The 23,747-nt window shown below is 73.4% G+C and carries 21 protein-coding genes; 2 read left to right on the plus strand and 19 right to left on the minus strand.

Annotated features, from left to right (window positions below; all coding sequences use genetic code 11):
• Positions 1-158: 158 nt before the first annotated feature.
• The 11 genes from topA to ACFQ79_RS06620 form a co-directional block, all read right to left on the minus strand.
• On the minus strand, positions 159-3,002 hold the full coding sequence (gene topA, locus ACFQ79_RS06570) for a type I DNA topoisomerase (RefSeq protein WP_383579778.1): 2,844 nt from the start codon (positions 3,000-3,002) through the stop codon (positions 159-161).
• A gap of 237 nt (positions 3,003-3,239) precedes the next feature.
• On the minus strand, positions 3,240-3,437 hold the full coding sequence (locus tag ACFQ79_RS06575) for a hypothetical protein (RefSeq protein WP_383579780.1): 198 nt from the start codon (positions 3,435-3,437) through the stop codon (positions 3,240-3,242).
• Positions 3,438-3,631: 194 nt separating this feature from the next.
• Positions 3,632-4,423, minus strand: coding sequence for an ABC transporter permease (locus ACFQ79_RS06580; protein ID WP_383579782.1), 792 nt, complete (start codon positions 4,421-4,423; stop codon positions 3,632-3,634).
• Positions 4,424-4,467: 44 nt separating this feature from the next.
• On the minus strand, positions 4,468-5,262 hold the full coding sequence (locus ACFQ79_RS06585; protein WP_383579784.1) for an ABC transporter permease: 795 nt from the start codon (positions 5,260-5,262) through the stop codon (positions 4,468-4,470).
• Positions 5,259-6,260 carry an ATP-binding cassette domain-containing protein gene (locus ACFQ79_RS06590; protein ID WP_383579786.1) on the minus strand — a complete coding sequence of 334 codons (1,002 nt, stop codon included), beginning with the start codon at positions 6,258-6,260 and terminating at the stop codon, positions 5,259-5,261. The genes ACFQ79_RS06585 and ACFQ79_RS06590 overlap by 4 nt, the downstream gene beginning before the upstream one ends.
• Before the next feature lie 259 nt (positions 6,261-6,519).
• On the minus strand, positions 6,520-7,524 hold the full coding sequence (locus ACFQ79_RS06595; RefSeq protein ID WP_383579788.1) for an ArsR/SmtB family transcription factor: 1,005 nt from the start codon (positions 7,522-7,524) through the stop codon (positions 6,520-6,522).
• Positions 7,521-9,083 carry a methyltransferase gene (locus tag ACFQ79_RS06600; RefSeq protein ID WP_383579790.1) on the minus strand — a complete coding sequence of 521 codons (1,563 nt, stop codon included), beginning with the start codon at positions 9,081-9,083 and terminating at the stop codon, positions 7,521-7,523. Before ACFQ79_RS06600 ends, ACFQ79_RS06595 begins: the two co-directional genes overlap by 4 nt.
• A 225-nt stretch (positions 9,084-9,308) precedes the next feature.
• Positions 9,309-9,974, minus strand: coding sequence for a small secreted protein (locus tag ACFQ79_RS06605; protein ID WP_383579792.1), 666 nt, complete (start codon positions 9,972-9,974; stop codon positions 9,309-9,311).
• 210 nt (positions 9,975-10,184) lie between these two features.
• Positions 10,185-12,494 (minus strand): sodium-translocating pyrophosphatase, encoded by a 2,310-nt coding sequence (locus ACFQ79_RS06610; RefSeq protein WP_383579794.1) that lies wholly within the window; start codon positions 12,492-12,494, stop codon positions 10,185-10,187.
• A gap of 247 nt (positions 12,495-12,741) precedes the next feature.
• On the minus strand, positions 12,742-13,200 hold the full coding sequence (locus ACFQ79_RS06615; RefSeq protein ID WP_329280207.1) for an ATP-binding protein: 459 nt from the start codon (positions 13,198-13,200) through the stop codon (positions 12,742-12,744).
• 15 nt (positions 13,201-13,215) lie between these two features.
• Positions 13,216-13,569, minus strand: coding sequence for an STAS domain-containing protein (locus ACFQ79_RS06620; protein WP_015034520.1), 354 nt, complete (start codon positions 13,567-13,569; stop codon positions 13,216-13,218).
• Between the two features lie 81 nt (positions 13,570-13,650).
• On the opposite strand from ACFQ79_RS06620, the gene ACFQ79_RS06625 reads away from it, so the two are divergent.
• A complete protein-coding gene (locus ACFQ79_RS06625) occupies positions 13,651-16,176 on the plus strand; it encodes a DEAD/DEAH box helicase (RefSeq protein WP_383579796.1) in 2,526 nt (841 codons plus the stop codon).
• Here ACFQ79_RS06625 and ACFQ79_RS06630 read toward each other — a convergent pair.
• Genes ACFQ79_RS06630 through ssd form a run of 7 tightly spaced genes read right to left on the minus strand, consistent with a single transcriptional unit; the run spans position 16,070 to position 21,201 of the window.
• A complete protein-coding gene (locus tag ACFQ79_RS06630; RefSeq protein ID WP_383579798.1) occupies positions 16,070-16,492 on the minus strand; it encodes an Rv3654c family TadE-like protein in 423 nt (140 codons plus the stop codon). The two genes, ACFQ79_RS06625 and ACFQ79_RS06630, sit on opposite strands and share 107 nt — an antisense overlap.
• A complete protein-coding gene (locus ACFQ79_RS06635) occupies positions 16,489-16,875 on the minus strand; it encodes a TadE family type IV pilus minor pilin (protein WP_383579800.1) in 387 nt (128 codons plus the stop codon). The genes ACFQ79_RS06630 and ACFQ79_RS06635 overlap by 4 nt, the downstream gene beginning before the upstream one ends.
• Positions 16,862-17,104, minus strand: a complete 243-nt coding sequence (locus tag ACFQ79_RS06640) for a DUF4244 domain-containing protein (protein WP_383579802.1) — start codon at positions 17,102-17,104, stop codon at positions 16,862-16,864. The genes ACFQ79_RS06635 and ACFQ79_RS06640 overlap by 14 nt, the downstream gene beginning before the upstream one ends.
• A gap of 14 nt (positions 17,105-17,118) precedes the next feature.
• Positions 17,119-18,018 (minus strand): type II secretion system F family protein, encoded by a 900-nt coding sequence (locus tag ACFQ79_RS06645; protein WP_383579846.1) that lies wholly within the window; start codon positions 18,016-18,018, stop codon positions 17,119-17,121.
• Entirely contained in the window at positions 17,979-18,839 is an 861-nt protein-coding gene (locus tag ACFQ79_RS06650) for a type II secretion system F family protein (RefSeq protein WP_383579847.1), read from the minus strand. The genes ACFQ79_RS06645 and ACFQ79_RS06650 overlap by 40 nt, the downstream gene beginning before the upstream one ends.
• Positions 18,840-18,865: 26 nt before the next feature.
• Entirely contained in the window at positions 18,866-20,032 is a 1,167-nt protein-coding gene (locus ACFQ79_RS06655; protein WP_383579804.1) for a TadA family conjugal transfer-associated ATPase, read from the minus strand.
• The gene (gene ssd / locus ACFQ79_RS06660; protein WP_383579806.1) at positions 20,029-21,201 is read right to left on the minus strand and encodes a septum site-determining protein Ssd; all 1,173 of its coding nucleotides are present in this window, start codon (positions 21,199-21,201) and stop codon (positions 20,029-20,031) included. The genes ACFQ79_RS06655 and ssd overlap by 4 nt, the downstream gene beginning before the upstream one ends.
• A gap of 451 nt (positions 21,202-21,652) precedes the next feature.
• Here ssd and ACFQ79_RS06665 point away from each other — a divergent pair, with 451 nt between their 5' ends.
• On the plus strand, positions 21,653-22,519 hold the full coding sequence (locus ACFQ79_RS06665) for an HAD family hydrolase (RefSeq protein ID WP_383579808.1): 867 nt from the start codon (positions 21,653-21,655) through the stop codon (positions 22,517-22,519).
• A 366-nt stretch (positions 22,520-22,885) separates the two neighbouring features.
• Here the strand turns inward: ACFQ79_RS06665 and ACFQ79_RS06670 are convergent, their stop codons facing one another.
• Positions 22,886-23,704: an oxidoreductase gene (locus ACFQ79_RS06670; protein ID WP_383579810.1), complete on the minus strand. Its 819-nt coding sequence runs from the start codon at positions 23,702-23,704 to the stop codon at positions 22,886-22,888.
• Between the last annotated feature and the right edge of the window lie 43 nt (positions 23,705-23,747).

Here is a 23,747-nt window from a genome sequence, read left to right on the forward strand (position 1 = left end):
TCGGACAACGCTTTCCCTACGTCTTTTCTCCCCGTGGCCACGCCCCAAACAGCCTCACGTGCTTTTGAAATTACTAACACTACAATAACCACTCACCTCGCGCGGGGGTGGGTTGCTGCTGCCTCCACCCCCGTCGGAACCGTTCGTTCCCGGGCCGGCTACTCCGGCTTCGCGGCCGCCGTCTTCTTCGCGGCGGTCGTCTTCTTGGCCGTCGTCGTCTTCTTCGCGGCCGTCTTCTTCACGGCCGTCGTGGTCTTCTTCGCCGCGGTCTTCGTGGCGGTCTTCTTCGCGGTGGTCGCCTTCTTGGCCGGTGCCTTCTTGGCGGCCTTCTTCGCCGGTCCCTTGGCCCGCTTCTCCGCGAGCAGCTCGTAACCGCGCTCCGGCGTGATCTCCTCCACGCTGTCGCCGGTCCGCAGGGTGGCGTTGGTCTCGCCGTCCGTCACGTACGGGCCGAAGCGGCCGTCCTTGACGACCACGGGCTTCTCGCTGACCGGGTCGGTGCCCAGCTCCTTCAGCGGCGGCTTGGCCGCGGCCCGGCCCCGCTGCTTCGGCTGGGCGTAGATCGCGAGCGCCTCTTCGAGGGTGATCGTGAAGAGCTGCTCCTCCTCGGTGAGCGACCGCGAGTCCGTGCCCTTCTTCAGGTACGGGCCGTAGCGGCCGTTCTGCGCGGTGATCTCGACGCCCTCGGCGTCCGCGCCGACGACCCTGGGCAGGGACATCAGCCGGAGCGCGTCCTCCAGGGTGACGGTGTCGAGGGACATCGACTTGAAGAGGGAGGCCGTACGCGGCTTCACCGCGTTCTTGCCGGTCTTCGGGGTGCCCTCGGGAAGGATCTCCGTGACGTACGGGCCGTAGCGGCCGTCCTTCGCGACGATCTGGTTGCCGCTGACCGGGTCGGCGCCCAGCTCGAAGTCGCCGCTCGGCTTGGCGAGCAGCTCCTCGGCGAGCTCGACGGTCAGCTCGTCGGGTGCGAGCTCCTCGGGGACGTCGGCGCGCTGGTGGCCCTCGGCCTCCTTCTCGCCGCGCTCGACGTAGGGGCCGTAGCGGCCGACGCGGAGCACGATGTCGTTGCCGACGGGGAAGGAGGAGATCTCACGGGCGTCGATCGCACCGAGGTCGGTGACGAGCTCCTTGAGGCCGCCGAGGTGGTCCCCGTCGCCGTTTCCGGCGTCCGCGGCACCGCCGGAGGCGGCCGTACCGGCCTCGCCCTCGCCGAAGTAGAAACGCTTCAGCCACGGCACGGACTTGGCCTCACCGCGGGCGATGCGGTCGAGGTCGTCCTCCATCCGGGCGGTGAAGTCGTAGTCGACGAGCCGCCCGAAGTGCGTCTCCAGGAGGTTGACGACGGCGAAGCTCAGGAAGGACGGCACGAGGGCCGTGCCCTTCTTGAAGACGTAGCCGCGGTCGAGGATCGTGCCGATGATCGACGCGTACGTCGACGGGCGGCCGATCTCCCGCTCTTCCAGCTCCTTGACCAGCGAGGCCTCGGTGTAGCGGGCCGGCGGCTTGGTCGCGTGGCCGTCCACGGTGATCTCGTCGGCGGTCAGCGCGTCGCCCTCGGCGACCTGCGGCAGGCGCCGCTCGCGGTCGTCGAGCTCCGCGTTCGGGTCGTCCGCGCCCTCGACGTAGGCCTTCATGAAGCCGTGGAAGGTGATCGTCTTGCCGGAGGCGCTGAACTCGGCGTCACGGCCGTCGGCGGCCCGGCCGCCGATCTTCACGGTGACCGAGTTTCCGGTGGCGTCCTTCATCTGGGAGGCGACGGTCCGCTTCCAGATGAGCTCGTACAGCCGGAACTGGTCGCCGGTCAGACCGGTCTCCGCGGGGGTGCGGAAACGATCACCCGAAGGACGGATCGCCTCGTGCGCCTCCTGCGCGTTCTTGACCTTGCCCGCGTAGACGCGCGGCTTCTCCGGCAGGTAGTCGGCGCCGTAGAGCTGCGTGACCTGCGCCCGCGCCGCCGAGACGGCGGTGTCGGAGAGGATCGTGGAGTCCGTACGCATGTAGGTGATGAAGCCGTTCTCGTACAGCTTCTGCGCCACCTGCATGGTCGCCTTCGCGCCGAAGCCCAGCTTGCGGCTCGCCTCCTGCTGGAGGGTGGTCGTGCGGAAGGGGGCGTACGGGGAGCGGCGGTACGGCTTCGACTCGACCGAGCGCACCGCGAACGCGGTGTCGGCGAGCGCGGCGGCCAGGGCGCGGGCGTTCGTCTCGTCCAGGTGGAGGACGCTGTCGCTCTTCAGCCGGCCGTCGGCGCCGAAGTCACGACCCTGCGCGACCCGCTTGCCGTCGACCGCCGCGAGGCGCGCGACCAGCTGCGACGGGTCGGAGGCGTCACCGGTGCGGCCGGTGGCGAAGGTGCCGGTGAGGTCCCAGTACTCGGCGGAACGGAAGGCGATGCGCTCGCGCTCCCGCTCGACGACGAGGCGGGTGGCCACCGACTGGACGCGGCCGGCCGACAGCTTCGGCATGACCTTCTTCCACAGGACCGGCGAGACCTCGTAGCCGTAGAGGCGGTCGAGGATACGGCGGGTCTCCTGGGCGTCGACCATGCGCTGGTTCAGCTCGCGCGGGTTGGCGACGGCCTCGCGGATTGCGTCCTTGGTGATCTCGTGGAAGACCATCCGGTGGACCGGGACCTTGGGCTTCAGGACTTCCTGGAGGTGCCACGCGATGGCCTCGCCCTCGCGGTCCTCATCGGTGGCGAGGAAGAGCTCGTCGGATTCGGCGAGGAGCTCCTTGAGTTTCCTGACCTGCGCCTTCTTGTCGGCGTTGACGACATAGATGGGCTGGAAGTCGTGCTCGACGTCGACGCCGAGGCGGCGCACCTCGCCGGTGTACTTCTCGGGCACCTCGGCGGCGCCGCTGGGGAGGTCTCGGATGTGCCCGACGCTCGCCTCGACGACGTAGCCGGGGCCGAGGTAGCCCTTGATCGTCTTCGCCTTGGCAGGCGACTCGACGATGACGAGTCGGCGGCCGCCGTGTGCGGCTTCGCTGGTCGGGGACAACTTCGCTCTTCTCTCCGGATCGACACTCTCTGGCACGTACGGCGCTGGCACGCACGGCAGCGGCACGGACGGTGACGCTCCCGTCGCTGCGGAGTGTGACGGTACAACCCGCCCCCGTGTCAAACGGCGAAAGCCCGCAACGGCCACTCGAACGGTAACCCGAGTCCTGGCATTCCTGCCGCCCGGACTCCCGGTCGGGCGGGGCGCGGCATGATCAGGAGGAGATCGGCGAGGGGGTCAGAGGCGGCCGAAGCACCAGACGCCGAGGACGAGGAAGGCGGCGCCGAAGACGCTCGTCAGCGCGACGGCGGCACGCGGGGCGACCCCGTGGGCGACGGGCTCGCCGTGCAGTGTCCGCACGGCGGTCCACAGCAGCAGCGCGCCTCCGAACAGCGTGAACGCCGCCCCCGCGAAGATCGCCGGCCCGCTCTCCATGCCCGTACCCCGTTCCGTTCACGTGCGGTGTTGGTCTCCCGCAGCCGAGGCTGACACCTCCCGGCGTCGTGGGTGCGAATTCCGGGTGAACGACGCGGAGCGTCCCGTACGGTTTCACGAAGATGGCCGGTAGTGACCCACTCGTCACTTCACGCAGTCCTCGCCGTTCTCGGCCTGCTCGCCCGTCTCTTCTGTCACATCGTGTCGAGGGTGGCCCGGCGGCGGCTGCCCCGCTCGAAGACACCGAGCAGGACGACGGCGAGCAGCCCCCAGCCGGCGCCCACGGCGAGCTCGGCCCCGAGCACTGAGCCGTCGAGACCGCCGCCGGCGGTCAGCCCGCGCGCCGCGTCCGCCGCGTGCGTGAGCGGCAGCAGCTCACCGGCGGCCCGCATCCACCCCGGCAGCGTCTCCCGGGGTACGGCCGCGCCGGTCAGCAGGAGCAGTACGGAACTGGCCACGTTCGACACCAGGAACACATCACGGAAGCGGAGCCCGAGCGCGCCGAGCGCGAGCCCGAACGCCGAGCACGCACCGGCCGCGACGAGCAGGACGAGGCCGAGACCGGGCAGCGCCCCGGCGGGCACGGGGAGCCCGAGGACGAGCGAGGCGGCGGTGAGCACGAAGGCGCTGACGAACAGCCCGTTGAGCACGTACGGCAGGGCGCGCCCGGTCCACAGCGGGACCCGGCGCCGCGGCGAGAGCAGGACCGCGCCGAGCGTGCCGTACCGGCGCTCGTTGGCGACGGCCATCGTGCCGCCGTACACGCAGGAGGCGGAAGCCGCGAGGACGGCGTTCCCCACGAGGTGGAAACGGTCGTCGGCGACCCCCAGTTCCCGCCCCAGGTAGACGAAGAAGAAGACCTGGAGGAGCGGCCCGACCAGCAGGGTTCCGATGAACATCGGCGGGGTCGTCCAGTTGAAGAGGGCCCGGTAGGAGATCGCCCCGCCGACGACGACGAGCCGCGCGGTGCCGAGGAAACGGAACATGGGTGTCGTGCCTCTCGAAGGTCGGGGGAGGGTTCTGGGCGGTCTCACGTGAGGGCGAGGGTCGCGGCGGCGCGCGCCCGGCGCTCCACCCGCCCGAGGACGAGGACGGCGGCCAGGGCGTACCCGGCGCCGAGCCCGGCGGCGGCCAGCAGGGGCGTGAGCACGTCGCCGCCGGAGGTCGCCGCGTGCACGGCCCGCGCGCCCCAGGTCGTGGGCAGGGCCCAGGAGACCGGGTGGGTCCAGGCGGGCAGCACGGTGACGGGCACGAGCAGCCCGGAGAGCAGCCACACGGGGGTGTCGAGCGGGTTGGCGAGCGCGTTGGCGTTGCGCAGCAGGACGAACGTGGCGGCGAGCAGCAGCCCGGTCATGCCGAGCGCGAGCACGCACACCGGGACGGCGACCAGGAAGAGCAGCGGGTGCGCGAAGTCCAGGGGCACGTCGAAGAGGAGGACGCCCCACAGGACGGTCGCGCCCATCGCGTACGTACCGATGACGGCGGTCGCCAGGGTGATCGGGAGCAGGACGAGCGCGAGCGGCGTCGGCGCGACGACCAGGGTCTCCAGGGTGCCGAGCCAGCGCTGGTTCTGCACCGCGCCGCCCGAACCGAAGAGCACCGAGCCCCAGATGCCCATGAGACCGGCCCCGACGGAGGCGGTCAGCAGCCGGTCGGGGTCCCCCGCGGCGCGGAACAGGTAGACGGCGAGGGTCGCGTAGACGAGGGGGACGAGGACGGCGAAGGTGATCTCGATCGGTGAGCGCGACATGTACGAGACGTGTGTGCGGACTCCGACGAGGATCAGGCGCGGGACGCGGCGCGGGGCGACGGTACGGCCGCTCATGCCGGCGTCACCTCCTTCGCGGCGCCCGCCGTGTCCTCCACGATCGCGATGTAGGCGTCCTCCAGGGACGGTTCGCGGCTGGTGACCCGGCCGATCCGCACGCCGTCGAGCGCGGCGAGGACCGGTCCGTGCAGTTCGGCGGCCCCCCGCCCGGTCTGCACGGTCACGGTCTGCAGGGCGCCCCGGTCCTCGGCGGACACGCCCCGGACACCGGGCACCCGCCGCAGCCGGTCGAGCCGCTCGTCGTCGACGCCGTAGGCCTCGATCTCCAGGACATCCCGGTCCCGTACGCGGGACTTGAGACTGTCGGGGGTGCCGAGGGCGCGGATCCGGCCGCCCGCGATGACGGCGATCCGGTCGCAGAGCTCGTCCGCCTCGGCCATGTAGTGGGTGGTGAGCAGGACGGTCGTCCCGGCGGCGGCCAGGTCGGCGACCGTACGGCGCAGATCGCGGGCGGCGACGGGGTCGACGCCGATGGACGGCTCGTCGAGGAAGAGGACGTCGGGGCGGTGGAGCAGGCCGCGGGCGATGTGGAGGCGCTGCCGCATGCCGCGCGAGTAGCCCTCGACGCGCTCCTTCTCCCGGCCCAGGAGGCCCACCAGGTCGAGGAGTTCGGTGATGCGGCGCCTCTGTACGCGGGCGGGGACGGCGTACAGCTCGGCGAAGTACCGGAGGTTGTCGAGCGCGGAGAGCCGGTCGTACAGGCCCCGGTCGCCGCCGAAGACGTACCCGATCCTGCGGCGTACGGCGACGGGGTCGCGGGCGACGTCGTGGCCGAACACCCGGGCCGTGCCGGAGGTCGGCAGGAGCAGGGTGTTGAGCATCTTGATGGTGGTGGTCTTCCCGGCACCGTTGGGCCCGAGGAGCCCGAACAGCTCCCCGGGCGCCACGTCGAACGTGACGCCGCGGACGGCCTCGGTCTCGGTCCGCCGGGACTTCGGCCACCCGGTCCTGCCGGTGAAGGTGCGGCGCAGCGCGTCCGCCTCGATTGCGAGCATGCGCCGGACGGTAGGAGCCCGGCAAGGGACCCGGCCATCGATTCGGAACGCCCCGAATCGTCAGACCCCGGCCAGGCGTCCGGCCAGGGCACGGCGTGGGCCACGGGCCAGCGTCAGGCCAGGGCTGGGCGTGGGGCACGGCCCGGCGTCTGGCGTCGGCCACAGCACGGCGTGGGCCACGGCCCTGCGTAGGCGCCACAGCCCGGCGTGCGCCACAGCCCGGCGTCGGCCACAGCCCGGCGTCGGCCACGGCCCCGCGTCAGGCCACGGCTGTGAGGACGCCCTCCCCGGCGAGCAGCGCGAGCAGCGAACGGCCGGTGTCCGTCAGCTGGTAGTACACCGAGCGGCCGACCCGGTGGCGGGTCACGACACCCGCCTCCGCGAGCACCGACAGGTGCTCGGAGACCGTGCTGGGCGCGAGGCCGAGGCGGTCGGCGAGGCCCGCCGTGGTCAGCGGCCCGCCCAGCTCGCGCAGGACCGCCGCCCGGCCGCGGCCGAGCATCAGCCCCAGCCGGTCCTCGGCGACGGGCTCGGGCGGTTCGCGCAGGGCGCCGGCGCCCCGGGCCTGGAAGCTGAGCGCGAACACCTCGGGGTCGTCCGTCGAGTACAGCCGGCAGCCCTCGGCGAAGACCAGCGGCACGAGGACGAGACGCCGCTCACCGGGCGCGTACTCCGCGTCGATGTACTTGGTGAGTTCGAGGACGGGCCGCTGCCACCGCCCCCGGGTCTCCAGACCTGCGAACAGCGCGTCGACCCCCTCGGTCGCGAACGTCCTGGCGCGGACGAGCACTTCGTCCTCGACCAGCCGCCGCATCGTCGGCCAGTACGGCTCGATCGCCCCCTCCCAGTAGGCCGCGTACGCGTCGGCGAGCGCCGCGCAGGCGGCCTCCGGGTCCATCAGATAGGGCTGAACGAAGGGCTCGTCGGCCATGCCCGGGTAGCAGACGGCCACCTGGGCCCGGACGAACTCCGGGTCGGTGGCCCGCAGCGCGGCCAGCTCCTCGTGGACGTTGACCGTGCCGAACGGCCGGGGCAGCAGGAAGTCGGAGACCTCGCACCGCCCCTCGACGAACAGGTCCCACAACGGCCGGAGCCGGTCGTCCTCGCGCCACACCTCCCGCGCCTGCCCGACCCACTCCTGGTACGGCCAGGAGGGGTGGCGGTGCGGCAGCGCGAGGTGCATCGAGCAGAACGCGTCCCGCAGCGGGCTGATCGCGATCCGCGTCGCCCCGAGCGAGGCCTCGTCCAGCTCGATCCGTATCAAGCGCCGTCCCCCTCCGCGGCCGACGCGCCGTCCCCCTCCGCGACGGGCAGCAGGAAGCCCTCCTCCACGAGCAGCCGGATCGCCTGCGGGGTGCGGTCCCGCAGTATCACCGGGTCCTCGCCCATCAGCTGCCCGATCGCGTCGAGGATGCGGCCCGCGCTGAGGGTCCCGTCGCAGACCCCGGCGAACCCGGCGCCGACGTGGTCGACCCGGGTGGCCCGGCGCATGCCCCGGTTCTGCCGGAGCACGACATGCTCCGGGTCCTCGGCGCCGGGGAGTCCGACCTGCTCCTGCACGACCTCGGACGCGAGCGTGAACCGGTCGGCGAGGAGCGCCGCGTCGTCGTGGGAGCGGAGATAGTCCTGGCGCTCGAAGTGGGCGAGGACGGTGGGGCCGAGGGGCTGCTCGACGGGGTGCGGCCACTCCTCGACGACGATGGACGGCTCGACGGCGCCGGACGCGACGGCCCCGTTCCGCCGGATGGTGATCCAGCCGAAGCCCACCGCGCGGGTCTTGCGGGCCTCGAACTCGTCGAGCCAGCGCCCGTACGCCTCGCCGTACGCGTCCGGGTCGCCGCGATGGTCGCCGCTGTCGCGCAGCCACAGCTCGGCGTACTGGGTGATGTCCTGGACCTCGCGCTGCACGATCCAGGCGTCGCAGCCCGCGGGCACCCAGGACCGGAGCCTGTCCTGCCACTCCTCGCCCTCGACGTGCTGCCAGTTGGCGAGGAACTGGGCGTATCCGCCGTCGTTGAGCCGGTCGCCGGCCTGCTGCACCAGCGTGCGGCACAGGTCGTCGCCGCCCATCCCGCCGTCCCGGTAGGTGAGCCGGGCGCCGGGGGAGATCACGAACGGCGGGTTGGAGACGATCAGGTCGTACGTGTCCCCGTCGACCGGCTCGAAGAGCGAGCCGGTCAGCAGCTCGGCCTCCCGGGCCCCGGAGAGCGCGAGGGTGAGCCGCGTGAAGTCCAGGGCGCGCGGGTTGAGGTCGGTGGCCGTGACCAGGGTGGCGTGCTGGGCGGCGTGCAGCGCCTGGATGCCGGAGCCGGTGCCGAGGTCGAGCGCGGAGGACACCGGCGTACGGACCGTGATCCCGGCGAGGGTGGTGGAGGCACCGCCGACGCCGAGCACGACCCCTTCGTCCTTCTTGCCGATCCCGCCGGCTCCGCCGACGGCGCAGCCCAGGTCGGAGACGATGAACCAGTCCTCGCCCTCGGGCCCGCCGTACGGCCGGATGTCGACCGTGGCGGAGACGGTGTCGTCCTCGCGGACGACCCAGCCGTCGGCGAGGGCCTCGTCGAGCGGGAGCGCGGCGGCGGCCCGCTCGTGTCCGACGCCCTGCTGGAGCAGGAAGAGCCGGACGAGGGTCTCCAGCGGGGAGTCACCGCGGGTGGCGCGCAGCGCCGGCACGGTCTCGCTGCGCGCGAGCGCGGCGTAGGCCGGGGCGCCGAGCAGGTCGAGGAGTCCGTCGGCGGTGAAGTCGGCGGCGAGCAGCGTCTCGCGCAGACGGGCGGCGTGCGCGGGCACGGGGAGGCGGGGAGGCAGGCTGGTCGTACTCACCGCTCCATTGTGACCGCCGCCACCGACAACCGGGCGGCCGACCCGGCGGCGGGCGCCGACGGACCGGCCGAGGACGGCCGCCGGCCCGGCGGCGCGCAGCGGTTCGCCGCTGCCACCGGGTAGGGGCGGGAGGTCCCGGGCAGACGGCCCGGGCGGACGGCCCGGGCTGGAGGTCCCGCGCGGGAGGTCCCAGGCGGACGGCCCCGGCGGACGGCCCGGGCGGGACTACTCCTCGGTCTTGGCCGACGCGGTCGGCTTGGCCGGCTTCGACGAGGCCTTGTCTGAGGAGCCGGAGGCCGTGGAGCCGGGCTGCGGGGACGCCGAGCCGGTGGCCTTCGGCGGGGTCGAGGCCGTGGGCTTCTGGCAGCCGGGCTGCTTGGCCATCGCCTGGCCCAGCTCGCCCTCCTCCAGCTTGGACAGGGCGTTCTGGTCCATCTTCTCGATCTTGGTCAGCCCGTCGGCGACACCCTGGAGACCGTCCGCGAACTTCTGCTGGTTCGTCGGGTCCAGCGCGTCGACCTGCTTCTTGAGGCCCTCGTACGCCAACGCGGTCGCGTTGAGCTCCTTGATCGCGTCCTGCTGGACCTTCTCGCCGTTCTCGACGGGCGGGGCCCCGGCGCCCTCGACGGCCTTGGCCAGCGCCCGGTCGGCGTCGGCGATGTCCTGGAACGCCTTCGAGTCGGCCGCCTGGATGTCGGCGGGCTTGCTGTCCGCGGCCGTCGAGATGATGATCTGGTGGGCGTCGGCCCGCTTCTGGATCTGGGGCTTGGCCTGGTCGCAGAACGTCTTCGCCCAGTCGTCCACCTTGTTGCCCTCGTCGTCGCTGCAACCGGACAGCGCGAGCACGAGTACCGCGCCGCCGGACAGTGCGGCCGCAAGCTTCTTGTTCACCGGATCGGTCCCTTCCAAGGCTCTCGGCCCCGGAACATACACGCCGAACGGGCTACTTCCACCTTTCGTGCGACCGATTCGACCCGTATTGCAGTCTTTTGACCCAAGGGAGAGACGTCTCACGCACCTCCGACGCGCCCGGGAATGAGACGGACACCACGTACCGGAGCCGGTTCGGACCCCGCGCGCGGAGCACGTACGGACGCCACGTCAGGACACCGTCACGGAACGCCTCTTGGAGACCCGTACCGCGGCGATGACGACGATCAGCGCGACCCCCGCGACCGCCGCCCGGAGCCCGGCGCTCGCGTCGCCGCCGTAGCTGAACCGCACGACCGCCGGGGCGATGAGCAGCGCGACCAGGTTCATCACCTTGAGGAGCGGGTTGATCGCCGGACCCGCCGTGTCCTTGAACGGATCGCCGACCGTGTCCCCGATGACGGTCGCCTCGTGCGCCTCGCTGCCCTTGCCGCCGTGGTTGCCGTCCTCGACCAGCTTCTTCGCGTTGTCCCAGGCGCCACCGGAGTTGGCGAGGAAGACGGCCATCAGGGCGCCCGTGCCGATCGCGCCCGCGAGGTACGCGCCGAGCGCGCCGACGCCCAGCGCGAAGCCCACCGCGATCGGAGCCATCACCGCGAGCAGCCCGGGCGTGGCGAGTTCGCGCAGCGCGTCCTTGGTGCAGATGTCGACGACCCGTCCGTACTCGGGTTTCTCGGTGAAGTTCATGATCCCGGGGTGCTCGCGGAACTGCCGCCGCACCTCGTAGACCACCGATCCCGCCGACCGCGACACGGCGTTGATCGCGAGCCCCGAGAAGAGGAACACGACCGCCGAGCCGAGGATCAGGCCGAAGAGGTTGTTGGGCTGGGAGATGTCCATCGAGAGGGTCAGCTCGTTCGCCTTGGCGCCGACCTCGACGACCGAGGTGGCGATGGCGTCCCGGTACGAGCCGAACAGCGCCGCGGCCGCGAGGACGGCGGTGGCGATGGCGATGCCCTTGGTGATGGCCTTCGTCGTGTTGCCGACGGCGTCCAGATCGGTGAGGACTTGGGCCCCCGCCCCCCGTACGTCCCCGGACATCTCCGCGATGCCCTGGGCGTTGTCGGCGACCGGGCCGAAGGTGTCCATGGCGACGATCACGCCGACGGTGGTGAGCAGGCCCGTGCCGGCGAGGGCGACCGCGAACAGCGCGAGCATGATCGAGGAACCGCCGAGCAGGAACGCCCCGTACACGGTGAGGCCGATCAGGAGCGCCGTGTAGACGGCGGACTCCATGCCCAGGGCCACGCCCGCGAGGACGACGGTCGCGGCGCCGGTGAGCGAGGACTTGCCGACGTCCCTGACCGGTCGGCGGCTCGTCTCCGTGAAGTAGCCGGTGAGCTGCTGGATGAGCGCGGCGAGCACGATGCCGAGGGCGACGGCGACCAGGGCGAGCACGCGGGGATCACCGGCGTGCTCGCGGATGCCCGGCTCGGTGACGCCCTCGAGCTCGGCGTAGGAGGAGGGCAGGTACAGGAAGGCCGCGACGGCGACTCCGGCGAGCGAGATCACGGCGGAGACGAGGAATCCGCGGTTGATCGCGCTCATCCCGCCGCGGTCGGAGCGCCGCGGGGAGACGGCGAAGATGCCGATCACCGCGGTGATCACCCCGATCGCGGGCACGATCAGGGGAAACGCCAGGCCGTGGTCGCCGAAGGCCGCCATCCCGAGGATCAGCGCGGCGACCAGGGTGACGGCGTACGACTCGAAGAGGTCGGCCGCCATGCCCGCGCAGTCGCCGACGTTGTCGCCCACGTTGTCGGCGATGGTGGCCGCGTTGCGCGGGTCGTCCTCTGGGATGCCCTGCTCGACCTTGCCGACCAGGTCGGCGCCGACGTCGGCGGCCTTGGTGAAGATGCCGCCGCCCACGCGCATGAACATGGCGATGAGCGCGGCACCGAGTCCGAATCCCTCCAGCACCTTGGGCGCGTCGGCGGCGTAGACGAGCACGACGCACACGGCCCCGAGCAGTCCGAGGCCCACCGTGCACATGCCGACGACCCCGCCGGTACGGAACGCGATCCGGGTGGCCCGGTGGGCCACCTCCGTCAGGTTCTTCTCGGGTTCGCCCTCGGCCGGCGTGGCCTCCCGGGCCGCCGCGGCGACCCGCACGTTGGCCCGTACGGCGAGCCGCATGCCGATGTACCCGGTGACCGCCGAGAAGAGGGCCCCCACCAGGAAGAACAGGGAACGTCCGGCGCGCTGCGACCAGTTGTCCGCGGGCAGCAGCATCAGCAGGAAGAACACCGCGACCGCGAAGACGCCGACGGTCCGCAGCTGCCTCGCGAGGTAGGCGTTGGCCCCCTCCTGCACGGCGGCTGCGATCTCCCTCATCCGCTCGGTGCCCTCACCTGCCCTGAGCACCTGGCGGACGAGGAGCCGCGCGACGACCAGCGCGGCGAGGGCGACGGCGCCGACGGCGTACACGATCGTCCGGTTCCCGCTCGTGAGCACCGCCGCGGCGAGAGATGTGGGGTACATGGGGACGGATCATAGGGAGACAAACCGGCACGTACGGGGATGCCGGAAACCCCCGCGCGGATGCACCAATCAGGGAACGAGGGGGGCGAGGGGGGCCGAGGGGCGGGTCGGCGGGTACCGGGCGGTTCCAGGCGGCGGGGCGGTTTCGGCACGACGAGAAGAGGCCCTGCGGGGCAGGGCCTCTTCTCGTCGCACTTCGTGGCTCCGTACGGGTCAGGACTCCATACGGGCCAAGGCTCCATGCGGGTCAGGACAGGATGTCCGCCGAGTTCACCGGCCAGCTCATCCGGATGGTGCCGCCGTCCTCGCCGGCGCTCACCTCGACATCGTCGACGAGCCCGCGGATCACCGCGAGCCCCATCTCGTCCTCACCGTCGGCGTCGTCGAATTCCTCGGCCGGGGCCGCGGCCCGCGCGCCGGGGACACCGGCGGCATCGGCCGCCGCGACCCCCGCACCCGGGACCTCGTCGCCGACCTCGATGGAGAACGTCTTCTCCTCCTCGGTCAGCACGACCCTGATGGGCGTCGTCACGTCGTTGCTGCGGTGCAGCCCGACGGCACGCGAACACGCCTCGCCCACGGCGAGCCGCACCTCGTCGAGGACCGCCTCGTCCACCCCGGCCCGGCGCGCGACCGCGGCCGCCACCAGGCGGGCCGTACGGACGTGCTCGGGCTGAGCGCTGAAGCGGAGTTCAACGGTGGCCATACGAACCCCCTGGGCTCAGTCGACGGCGTTGACGGCCTCGTCGACCGAGGTGTGGATCGGGAACACCTTGGTGAGACCCGTGATCCGGAAAATCTTCAGAATGCGCTCCTGGTTGCAGACCAGACGCAGCGAGCCCTCATGGGCGCGAACGCGCTTCAGGCCGCCCACGAGCACACCGAGTCCGGTGGAGTCGAGGAAGTCCACGCCCTCCATGTCGACAACCAGGTGGTAGCTGCCGTCGTTCACCAACTCGACCAACTGCTCGCGCAGCTTGGGCGCGGTATACACATCAATCTCGCCACCGACCTCGACGACCGTACGGTCACCACCAGCGCCGGACACATTGCGAGTCGACAGGGACAGGTCCACGGATCCTCCAGCACCTTGCTATCGAACGATCGTTCCCACTGGGTCTCCCGGGCGGAGTCAGGGAACTGATCGCCAGCCGCGATGGCATTCAATCACTTACCAGCAGCCATGCACGACGCCTTGGAAGCATTGTCCGTCATGGCAGTGACACACTCGGTGCCGATGGCCACGAATCAGCGCCCCCGTAGACCGGCCGGAGACATGGGCAGCCGCCCCTCTCCCGGCATGGTCCTCGACCGGCTCTCCTCGGGCGAGAGCCGGGCCGCGCGCATCACTCATACGGAGCACATGCCCGCCCGGGAGGGTCGTCATGCAGTCTGGCCGCATCGCATCCGTCCCGAGGTGATCGCGGCGATCGAGGCGGCCGGAATCGAGCACCCCTGGGCACACCAGGCGGAGGCCGCCGAGCACGCCCTGGACGGCGAGCACGTGGTGATCGCCACCGGCACGGCCTCGGGCAAGTCGCTCGCCTACCTCGCCCCGGTCCTCAGCACCCTCCTGGACGGCTCGGAGGCCCCGAACGGTCGCGGGACCACCGCCCTGTACCTCTCGCCCACCAAGGCCCTCGCCGCCGACCAGCGGCGCGCCGTCCGGGAACTGGCCGCCCCGCTCGGCAACCGGATCCGCCCCGCCGTCTACGACGGCGACACGCCCGTCGAGGAACGCGAATGGGTCCGGCAGTACGCGAACCACGTGCTGACCAACCCCGACATGCTGCACCGGGGCATACTCCCCTCCCACCCCAGGTGGGCCTCCTTCCTGCGCTCCCTGCGCTACGTCGTGATCGACGAGTGCCACACCTACCGGGGCGTCTTCGGCTCCCACGTCGCCCAGGTGCTGCGGCGACTGCGCCGGATCTGCGCCCGGTACGGCTCCGAGCCCGTCTTCCTCCTCGCCTCCGCCACCTCCGCCGAACCCGCCCTCGCCGCCGGCCGCCTCACCGGCCTGCCGGTCACCGAGGTCTCCGACGACGCCTCCCCGCGCGGCGAGCTGGTCTTCGCCCTGTGGGAGCCGCCGCTGACCGAGCTGCACGGCGAGCGCGGCGCGCCCGTGCGCCGCACCGCCACCGCCGAGACCGCGGACCTGCTGACCGACCTGACCCGCCAGGGCGTCCGCTCGGTCGCCTTCGTGCGCTCCCGGCGCGGCGCCGAGCTGATCTCGGTGATCGCCCAGGAACGCCTCGCCGAGACCGACCGCGCCCTCGCCCGCCGGGTCGCCGCCTACCGCGGCGGCTACCTCCCCGAGGAGCGCCGGGCCCTGGAGCGGGCCCTGCACTCCGGCGAGCTCCTCGGCCTGGCCGCCACGACCGCCCTGGAGCTGGGCGTGGACGTCTCCGGCCTGGACGCGGTCCTGATCGCCGGATACCCGGGCACCCGGGCCTCCCTGTGGCAGCAGGCGGGCCGCGCCGGCCGTTCGGGCGAGGGCGCCCTGGCGATCCTGATCGCCCGCGACGACCCGCTGGACACCTTCCTGGTCCACCACCCGGAGGCGATCTTCGACCAGCCGGTCGAGTCGACCGTCCTCGACCCGGACAACCCGTACGTCCTCGCCCCCCATCTGTGCGCCGCCGCCGCGGAGCTCCCGCTGACCGAGGCGGACCTGGCCCTCTTCGGTCCGGCCGTGCCCGACCTGCTGCCCCAGCTGGAGGGCGCCGGCCTGCTGCGCCGCCGCTCCACCGGCTGGTACTGGACCCGCCGGGAGCGGGCCGCCGACCTCACGGACATCCGGGGCGGCGGCGGCAGCCCCGTCCGGATCGTGGAGGCCGGCACCGGCCGGCTGCTCGGCACCGTCGACGAGGCCGCCTCCCACACGGCCGTCCACGAGGGCGCCGTCCACCTCCACCAGGGCCGCACCTACCTGGTGCGGGAGCTCGACCTCAAGGACTCCGTGGCGCTCGTGGAGGAGGCCGTCCCGCCGTACTCCACCACCGCCCGCGACACCACCTCCATCGCCGTCCTGGACACCGAGACCGAGATCCCCTGGGGAGCCGGCCGCCTCTGCTACGGCTCCGTCGAGGTCACCAACCAGGTCGTCTCCTTCCTGCGCCGCCGTCTGATCACGGGCGAGGTGCTCGGCGAGACCAAGCTCGACCTGCCGCCCCGCACCCTGCGCACCCGGGCCGTGTGGTGGACGGTCACGGAGGACCAGCTCGACGCCGCCCGGATCACCCCGGAGATCCTCGGGGGCGCCCTGCACGCCGCCGAGCACGCCTCCATCGGCATGCTGCCGCTCTTCGCCACCTGCGACCGCTGGGACATCGGCGGGGTCTCCGTGCCCCTCCACCCGGACACCCTGCTGCCCACCGTCTTCGTGTACGACGGCCACCCGGGCGGTGCGGGCTTCGCCGAGCGCGCCTTCCACACGGCCCGTGCCTGGCTGACGGCCACCCGGGAGGCCATCGCCTCCTGCGAATGCGAGGCGGGCTGCCCGTCCTGCATCCAGTCCCCGAAGTGCGGCAACGGCAACGACCCCCTCCACAAGCGCGGCGCGGTCCGTCTTCTCACGGAGATCCTCCGCGAGGCCCCGAAGGCACCTGAGGCGCCGGAGACACCCCCAGGGCCCGAGACGCCGCCGGTGGAGGCGCCGGAGGTCCCGCCCGGGACCTGACCTCCGGCCGGTAGGGGCCGCGTACGACCCGGGCGGTCACCTCAGCGAGCTCGCCCCGCACCGCGCAGCCCACCAGCTCGGCGCCCTGCGCGGCGGCCACCCGGGCGGCGGCGGCACAGGCCTCCGCCTCGCCCCACAGCGCACGGTCGGCGGCGGCGAGCGCCGCCAGGTCGGCCGCCCCGCCGGCCCGGTGCCTGGCCGCCACCGCCTGCCCGAGCGCGAGCACCGCCCCGAACACCACGCACAGCGCACAGGCCGCGAACGCCGCCCAGACGGTCGCCGCGCCCCGGTCCCGGCCGCGCGCGCCGGCCGTCACGGCGGGCCTCCGCCCACCGGGGCGCCCGGTGCCGGGCCGCCGATCATCGGGTCCTCCGCGAGCGCCGCCGCCTCGGCCCGCAGGGTCAGCCCCATGCCCCGGGGCCCCGGGGCGGCCGCCTCCACCGTCACCCGCCACAGCTCGCCCGACCGTGTCACGGCGACCGTGGCGCCCTCGGGCGCGGCGGCCCGCGCGGCCGACTCGGCGGAGGCCACGGGCTCGGCACGGGCCGCGACGCGGGCCCCGGCCCGTGCCGCGTCCACACAGCGGATCTGTGCGGCGGCCGCCGCCAGCGCCCAGAGCAGGGTGACCGTGAAGAGGGCGAGGACGGGGAGCACGAGCGCCGCCTCCACGGTCACGAAACCCCGGTCAGAACGGCGCATCGAGAGCCTTCCCGATCACCGACTCCAGGGCTCCCGAGACCGCCCCGCTGGTCACGATCTTGTACAGGACCGCGGCGAACCCCGCCGCCGCGATCGTCCCCACCGCGTACTCGGACGTGGTCATCCCCTCGTCCCGGCGCGCCGTCTCCCGCCGCGCCCGCCACCAACCGGCCATCGCCGTCCTGACACCCATGCCGAACTCCTCGATCCGTCGTTCTCGTCGTGTCATGCCGTCCATCCGTCTCATCCGTCCAGAAGGCCCGTCGCCAGGCCGATCACCACCGGGGCCACTCCCACCGCCAGGAAGGCCGGCAGGAAGCAGAGCCCCACGGGCCCGCTGATCAGCACCTGTGCCCGGCGCGCCCCGGCCGCCGCCGTCCGGGCGCGGGCCGACCGCAGCGCGGCCGCGTGCCGGGCGACGGCCTCCGCCGCGGGTGCCCCCGAGGAGCCGGCCCGTTCCATGCAGCGCGCGAGGCCCGCGGCGCCCGGTATCGCGCCGAACCTCCGCCACACCTCGGCCGGTTCGCCGCCGAGCCGCAGTTCGGCCGCCGTGCGGGTCAGTCGCTCGCCCAGGGGACCGCCGAGGGACCGCCCGACGGCCTCCGCCGCCTCCTCGGGCCCGGCTCCGGCCGAGGCGCAGGCCGCCAACAGATCCGCGGCCAGCGGAAGGAGCCGCACCGCGTCGTCCTCGGCGCCCGCCGGCGCGGCGGACCTGCCCGCCGCGCCGCGTCCGACGGCCACGGCCACCAGGACGGCGGCCACCAGACCGCCGAACACCCCGAACAGCACCCAGCCGAGCCCGGCCGCCCCGAGGGGCGCCACCCCGTGCCCCACCCACCGCGGCAACCCGGACCGCGCCACCCGCGGCCGCCGGCCCGGGACCGGGGGCGAGGTCGGGGCCGGGGTCGGAGTCCAGGGCACGGTCGGGGTCGGAGTCCAAGGCGGACTCGAAGTCGAAGTCGAAGTCGAAGTCGAAGTCGACAGCAGGTCTCGCAGCCTCCGCCGCATCCCGCGCGCCCTCCGCCCGGACACCAGCTCCCGCGTCCCCTGCTCGCACCAGACGAGCGCCACGGCAGCCACTGCTGCCGCCTGCACGGCCCCCCTCACGCCCGCTCCCCTCCTCGGACGACCCGCGCGGCCCACCACAGCCCGGCCGCCTCCAGAGCCCCGCCCACGACGAGGCAGCCCAGGCCCGCCGGTGTGTGCAGCAGCACCCGCAGCGGGTCCGCGCCCAGAGCCGCGCCGAGGGCGACACCGGCGAGGGGCAGCACCGCGAGAACGGCCACCGTCGCCCAGGCACCGGCGAGTTCGGCGCGCAACCGCTCACGCTGCTCGTGGTGGTCCCGCAGGGCCGCTTCGAGCCGGTCGAGCCCGGCTGCCAGGCCCGCGCCGCCGTCCACGGCCACCTGCCAGCACGCCGCCATGCCCGCGAGCCCGTCGGCGCCGTCCTGCCCGGACGCTCTCCGCAGGGCCTCCGGCACGTCCCCGCCGAACCGGGCCGCCGCGAGCACCGCCGCCTCCCCGTCGCCGAGCGCGCCCGTCTCACGGGCCGCGAAGGCCAGGGCCTGCGCCGGCTGCCAACCGGCCCTCAACTCCCCCACGACGGAACCGCACAGGGCCACCACGCGCTCGGCCCGCGCCTCGCGCTCCCTCCGGCGCCCGGCCTCCCGCAGCCGCCGCCCGACGACCGGCACCGCGACCGCCCCCGCCACCAGCGGCAGCGGCGACTCACCGAGCACCGCGACGACTCCCGCCACCGGCAGACACAGCCAGGCCCGCCGCCCCCGCAGCACGGCCCACCAGCGCGCCGCCACCGCCGACCACACCACAGGCCCAGCGATAGTCCCGGGGAGCCCGGCGACCCCGCCGGCGAGCACCATCCGCGCCCGGCCCGTGACGCGCCTCCGCTCGACCGCCTCCCACGACGCCACGACCGCGCAGACCGCCAACGCCGCCTGGGACAGGTCCCGTACGGACAACCAGGTCGTGCTCACGATCCCCCTCCGATCAGCGACCTCAGCCGGTCCCAGCCCCGCTCCCGCACGAATCCGTCCGCGCCCCACCGCAGCGCGGGAACCGTCCTCACCAGGCCGTCCCGGTCCCGCTCCAGGACGTGCGCCTCGGCGATCCGCCGTCGCCCGTCCCGGTCCCGCGCCAGATGGAGCACGACCGAGAGACCTGCCCCCAACTGGCTGTGCAGAGCGGCCCGGTCGAGCCCGGCCGCCGTCCCCAGGGCCTCGAGTCGTGCCGGCACGTCCGCCGCGGTGTTGGCGTGGACCGTGCCCGAGCCGCCCTCGTGGCCGGTGTTCAGAGCGGCGAGGAGATCGACCGCCTCGCCACCCCGGACCTCGCCGACCACCAGCCGGTCCGGCCGCATCCGCAGCGCCTGCCGGACCAGGTCCCGCAGGGTCACGAGTCCGGCGCCCTCCTGGTTCGCGGGCCGTGCCTCCAGACGCACCACGTGCGGATGGTCGGGCCGCAGCTCCGCCGAGTCCTCGGCGAGGACGATCCGCTCCCGCTCCCCCACCAGGCCCAGGAGGGAGGCGAGCAGGGTGGTCTTCCCCGTCCCCGTGCCACCACTGACCAGGTACGACACCCGGGCGTCGATGAGCGCGCGCAGGATGGGGGCGCCGCCCGGCGGCACCGTCCCCGCCGCCGCCAGCTCCTCCAGGGTGAAGGCGCGCGGGCGGACCACGCGGAGCGACAGACAGGTCGAGCCGACCGCCACCGGTGGCAGCACCGCGTGCATCCGGGTGCCGTCGGGCAGACGCGCGTCCACCCAGGGCCTGGCGTCGTCGAGCCTGCGTCCGGCCACCGCCGCGAGCCGTTGCGCGAGCCTGCGCACGGCGGCGGCATCGGTGAAGGACACCGGGGCCCGCTCGAGGCCGGCGCCCCGGTCCACCCACACCCGGTCGGGCGCCGAGACCAGGACGTCGGTGACGGCCGGATCGGCGAGCAGCGGTTCGAGCGGTCCGGTGCCGATCAACTCACACCTCAACTCCTCCGCGACACCCAGCACTTCCGCGTCTCCGAGCAGCCGTCCCTGCGCCCTCAGCGCCGCCGCGACCCGCGCGGGGGTGGGATCGGACCCGCTTGCCGCGAGCCGCTGCCGCACCGCGTCGAGCAGCCCCGCGCCGCCGCCCGCAGCCCCGGTCATGCCGCACCGCCGGGGGCGAGGGCGCGCGTCCAGAAGGCGTCGCAGAACCGGCCGAGGGGACCTCGGGGCTCGGCGCCCGGCGGCACGCCCGCGTCCTGGTCGGCCACGATCCCCGGGTCGTAGGGAAGTTCACCGGCGAGCGGCAGTCGCAGCGCGTCGGCGACCCATCGCTCGTCGAGCCCGGCCGCGTACGGTCCGCGGACCACGGCCCGCAGGTCGCGCACCCCCATGGAGAGGGTCGACGCCACCCGGTGAGCGGCCGCGACGGCCCTCAGCTCGCCGGGCACGACGAGCAGTCCGAGATCGAGCTGGGCCAGGGCCTCGACGGCAGCCTGGTCGGCCGCGCGCGGCAGGTCGACCACGACGACCCCGCCCCGGCGGCGGGCCGCCGCGAGCACGGACCGCACGGCCTCGGCCGGCACCGACGCCGCGGGCTCCCTGCCCCAGCTGAGCACGCGGACGCCCCGCACGGACGGCAGGGACTCCTCCAGGGCGCCACCGGCGAGCCGGCCCTTCGAGGCCGCGAAGTCGGGCCATCGTCTGCCCTCCTCGCGCTCGCCCCCGAGCAACACGTCGAGCCCCCCGCCCAAGGGGTCGCCGTCGACGAGCAGGGTGCGCCGTCCGGAACGCGCGGCGGCCAGCGCGAGACCACAGGCCAGGGTGGAGGCGCCCGCGCCGCCCCGGCCGCCGACGACCCCGACGGTCAGCGCCTGCCGGCCCACGCCCTCGGCCGCGTCGGCGATGCGGTCGACGAGGAGGCCCTCGGCGTCCGGCAGCCGCAGGACGCACTCGGCCCCGATCTCGACGGCGAGCCGCCACACCCCCGCATCGTCCCGGTCACGCCCGACGAGGACGGTCCCCGGGCGGCGTGCCGCCCCCCGGCACCGGGCCGCGGCGTCGTCGCCGACCAGGACGAGCGGGGGGTCGGTCCAACTCGCCCGCCGCTCCGGCACCCGGTGGTGCACCTCGGGTTCGACACCGGCCGCCGCGCACAGCCGCAGGAGGTCGTCGAGCAGCCCCAGGTCCTCGGTGACGATCAACGGCCCCGTGCGCCGCTGCTCTTGGGCGCCGGTTCCGTCCGGACCGCTCGGCACCGGGGCCCGATCCGCCCCGCCCGGCACCGAGGTCCACCTCGTACCCCTGCCCCCGGAAGTCCTGGATGCCTCCATGACACACACCCCTCTCGCGATTCCTGCCGTTCGCGAACTTCGCGACGGGAATCACGGTGGGGCCGAACGGAAAATCCTGGGGATCCTGCCGAAAAACTGGGGAAATCCGAAGCCCTGTGAATATCTTCGTCACCCCTCCGGGGACTCCCCGGAACGCATCCTGCCGGTTACCGTGAGTGATGATTCGAGGGTCCGGTGGAGCGCCGGACGATGCCTGGCCGACGGCCGGAAGGAAGGAGGCGGACGATGTCCCACAGCGCCGAAACGGCTCCGGACATGCGACGACCCCCGCCGGGGGGGAGAGCGGGGGTCGTCTCTCCGGCCGACTCGGGGGGGGGAGGAGCCGGACCGGGTTAGCACGGTCGCGAACGATCCGTGACTTCCATGGTGTACCCGAGAGCCTTCTCAGGCAAACCCACGCGCCCCAGCGTACGCCGAATGGCGGGCACCTATGCTCAGCCTTGTGGAAAACCACTCCTTGCCGCGCACAGCCGCCTTCTTTGACCTGGACAAGACGGTCATTGCGAAGTCCTCGACGCTGACCTTCAGCAAGTCCTTCTACCGGGGCGGACTGATCAGCCGCCGGGCCGCCCTGCGGACGGCCTACATCCAGTTCGTCTTCCTGGCAGGTGGGGCCGATCACGACCAGATGGAGCGGATGCGTGAATATCTTTCCGCGCTCTGCAAAGGCTGGAACGTGGCCCAGGTGAAGGAGCTCGTCGCCGAGACCCTTCACGACCTGATCGACCCGATCATCTACGACGAGGCCGCCTCCCTCATCGAGGAGCACCACGCCGCCGGCCGCGACGTCGTGATCGTCTCGACCTCCGGCGCCGAGGTCGTCGAGCCGATCGGCGAGATGCTCGGCGCCGACCGGGTCGTCGCCACCCGGATGGTGGTCGGCGAGGACGGCTGCTTCACCGGTGAGGTGGAGTACTACGCCTACGGGCCGACGAAGGCCGAGGCCGTCCGGGATCTCGCGGAGTCCGAGGGCTACGACCTCTCGCGCTGCTACGCGTACAGCGACTCGGCGACCGACATCCCCATGCTGGAGGCCGTCGGCCACCCCTACGCGGTCAATCCGGACCGGGCGTTGAGGCGTGAGGCCGTGGCGCGGGAATGGCCGGTTCTCGCCTTCGAGAAGCCGGTACGGCTCAAGCAGCGGCTGCCCGAATTCCGTATGCCGCCGCGTCCCACGCTCGTCGCCGCGGCGGCGGTGGGTGCGGCGGCCGTGGGGGCCGGACTCGTCTGGTACGCCGCCCGGCGTCGGCAGGCCGCACTCGCCCATCGGCTCGCGGATGACTTTGCCCGAATTTGAGCAATGAGCAGAGAAGTGGAGCCAGCACTTTCGCTTCTACCCCGACAGGAGTAGAAAGGAATCAGGCCCGCGAGACCGAGGACATCCGAGAGGATCACCTGTTGAGCATGAAGGCCCCACGGACCTAGCACAGAAACCGAGCACCCACGCGACGTCGACCCGTCGATTACGGGCCAGCCGCACCAGGCCACGGGCAAAGCACCCGGCCTGATGGGCACATATTCGAGGACGCATGGTAACTGGGTAGACGTGCCAGCGGCGGTACCAGAACTGGTGCCGCCGCAACCCGTTCCGGGCCCCGCGAGGGGCCCGGATTCGTTTGTCAGGGCCGGGATCCGGGACCCGGGCCGCCGTCCTCGCGCCGGTTCAGGCCGCGCCGCGCTGGAGGGCCTCGCACACGGCCGTCGACTCGCGGACACCGAGTTCGACCGAGCGCCCGCAGTGCGCGATCCAGCCGCCCACGCCCTCCGGGGTCCCCGACAGGTACCCCTCGAACGCGGCGAGGTACGCGGCCGGCCCCTGCTCCGCGTGACCGACCTCCGCCGGGCAGATCGCCTTGGGGTCGAGACCGCTGCCGACCAGCGCGATCCGCTCGGCGGCGCGGGCGACCAGGCCGTTGTACGAGGTGAAGGGGCGCAGCGCGAGCAGCTCGCCGTGGACCACGGCGGCCGTCACGAGCGCGGGGGCCTCGCCGCCCGCGACGATCAGCTCCGCCAGGCCGTCGAGCCGTCCGCCGACCTCGGCGGGGGTCGGCAGCGGGGCCGTGACCAGCGGTTCGTCGACCGTCTCGCCGTCCAGCCGGGGGCGGCCCACCGAGGCGCCCGGGTCGCCCTCGGCGACCAGGTGGAGCCGGGCGAGGACCCGCAGCGGCGACTGGCGCCAGATGGAGAGCAGCTGCCCGGCCTCCGCGCCGAGGCGCAGCGCGGCGCCGACCGTGCGGGCCTCCGCGTCGGAGCTGAAGTCGGTGCGGCGTCGGACCTCTTCCAGGGCCCAGTCGGCGCCGGACAGCGCGGCCGACCCGCGCGCCCCGCGCAGGGCCGCCTCGGAGGAGATCTCGTTGCTGCGGCGGCGCATCACACGGTGGCCGTAGACCCGGTCGACGGCCTTGCGTACGGAGTCCACCGCGTCGGCGACGCCCGGCAGGGAGCCGAGGGCGGCCAAGGGGTCAGAGGCGTGCGTACTCATAAGTAGGGAGGCTACGCGCCCCGGCGGCCCGCCCCACGATGGG

This window comes from Streptomyces sp. NPDC056480, assembly GCF_042795405.1.
Classification (GTDB): Bacteria; Actinomycetota; Actinomycetes; order Streptomycetales; family Streptomycetaceae; genus Streptomyces.

Bases quoted from the DNA above. Each gene is read 5' to 3' on its own strand.
- ACFQ79_RS06575 (WP_383579780.1), bottom strand. From the start codon at position 3,437: ATGGAGAGCGGGCCGGCGATCTTCGCGGGGGCGGCGTTCACGCTGTTC.
- ACFQ79_RS06580 (WP_383579782.1), bottom strand. From the start codon at position 4,423: ATGTTCCGTTTCCTCGGCACCGCGCGGCTCGTCGTCGTCGGCGGGGCG.
- ACFQ79_RS06585 (WP_383579784.1), bottom strand. From the start codon at position 5,262: ATGAGCGGCCGTACCGTCGCCCCGCGCCGCGTCCCGCGCCTGATCCTC.
- ACFQ79_RS06590 (WP_383579786.1), bottom strand. From the start codon at position 6,260: ATGCTCGCAATCGAGGCGGACGCGCTGCGCCGCACCTTCACCGGCAGG.
- ACFQ79_RS06610 (WP_383579794.1), bottom strand. From the start codon at position 12,494: ATGTACCCCACATCTCTCGCCGCGGCGGTGCTCACGAGCGGGAACCGG.
- ACFQ79_RS06615 (WP_329280207.1), bottom strand. From the start codon at position 13,200: ATGGCCACCGTTGAACTCCGCTTCAGCGCTCAGCCCGAGCACGTCCGT.
- ACFQ79_RS06625 (WP_383579796.1), top strand. From the start codon at position 13,651: ATGGCATTCAATCACTTACCAGCAGCCATGCACGACGCCTTGGAAGCA.
- ACFQ79_RS06635 (WP_383579800.1), bottom strand. From the start codon at position 16,875: ATGCGCCGTTCTGACCGGGGTTTCGTGACCGTGGAGGCGGCGCTCGTG.
- ACFQ79_RS06640 (WP_383579802.1), bottom strand. From the start codon at position 17,104: ATGACACGACGAGAACGACGGATCGAGGAGTTCGGCATGGGTGTCAGG.
- ACFQ79_RS06655 (WP_383579804.1), bottom strand. From the start codon at position 20,032: ATGACCGGGGCTGCGGGCGGCGGCGCGGGGCTGCTCGACGCGGTGCGG.
- ssd (WP_383579806.1), bottom strand. From the start codon at position 21,201: ATGGAGGCATCCAGGACTTCCGGGGGCAGGGGTACGAGGTGGACCTCG.
- ACFQ79_RS06665 (WP_383579808.1), top strand. From the start codon at position 21,653: ATGCTCAGCCTTGTGGAAAACCACTCCTTGCCGCGCACAGCCGCCTTC.
- ACFQ79_RS06670 (WP_383579810.1), bottom strand. From the start codon at position 23,704: ATGAGTACGCACGCCTCTGACCCCTTGGCCGCCCTCGGCTCCCTGCCG.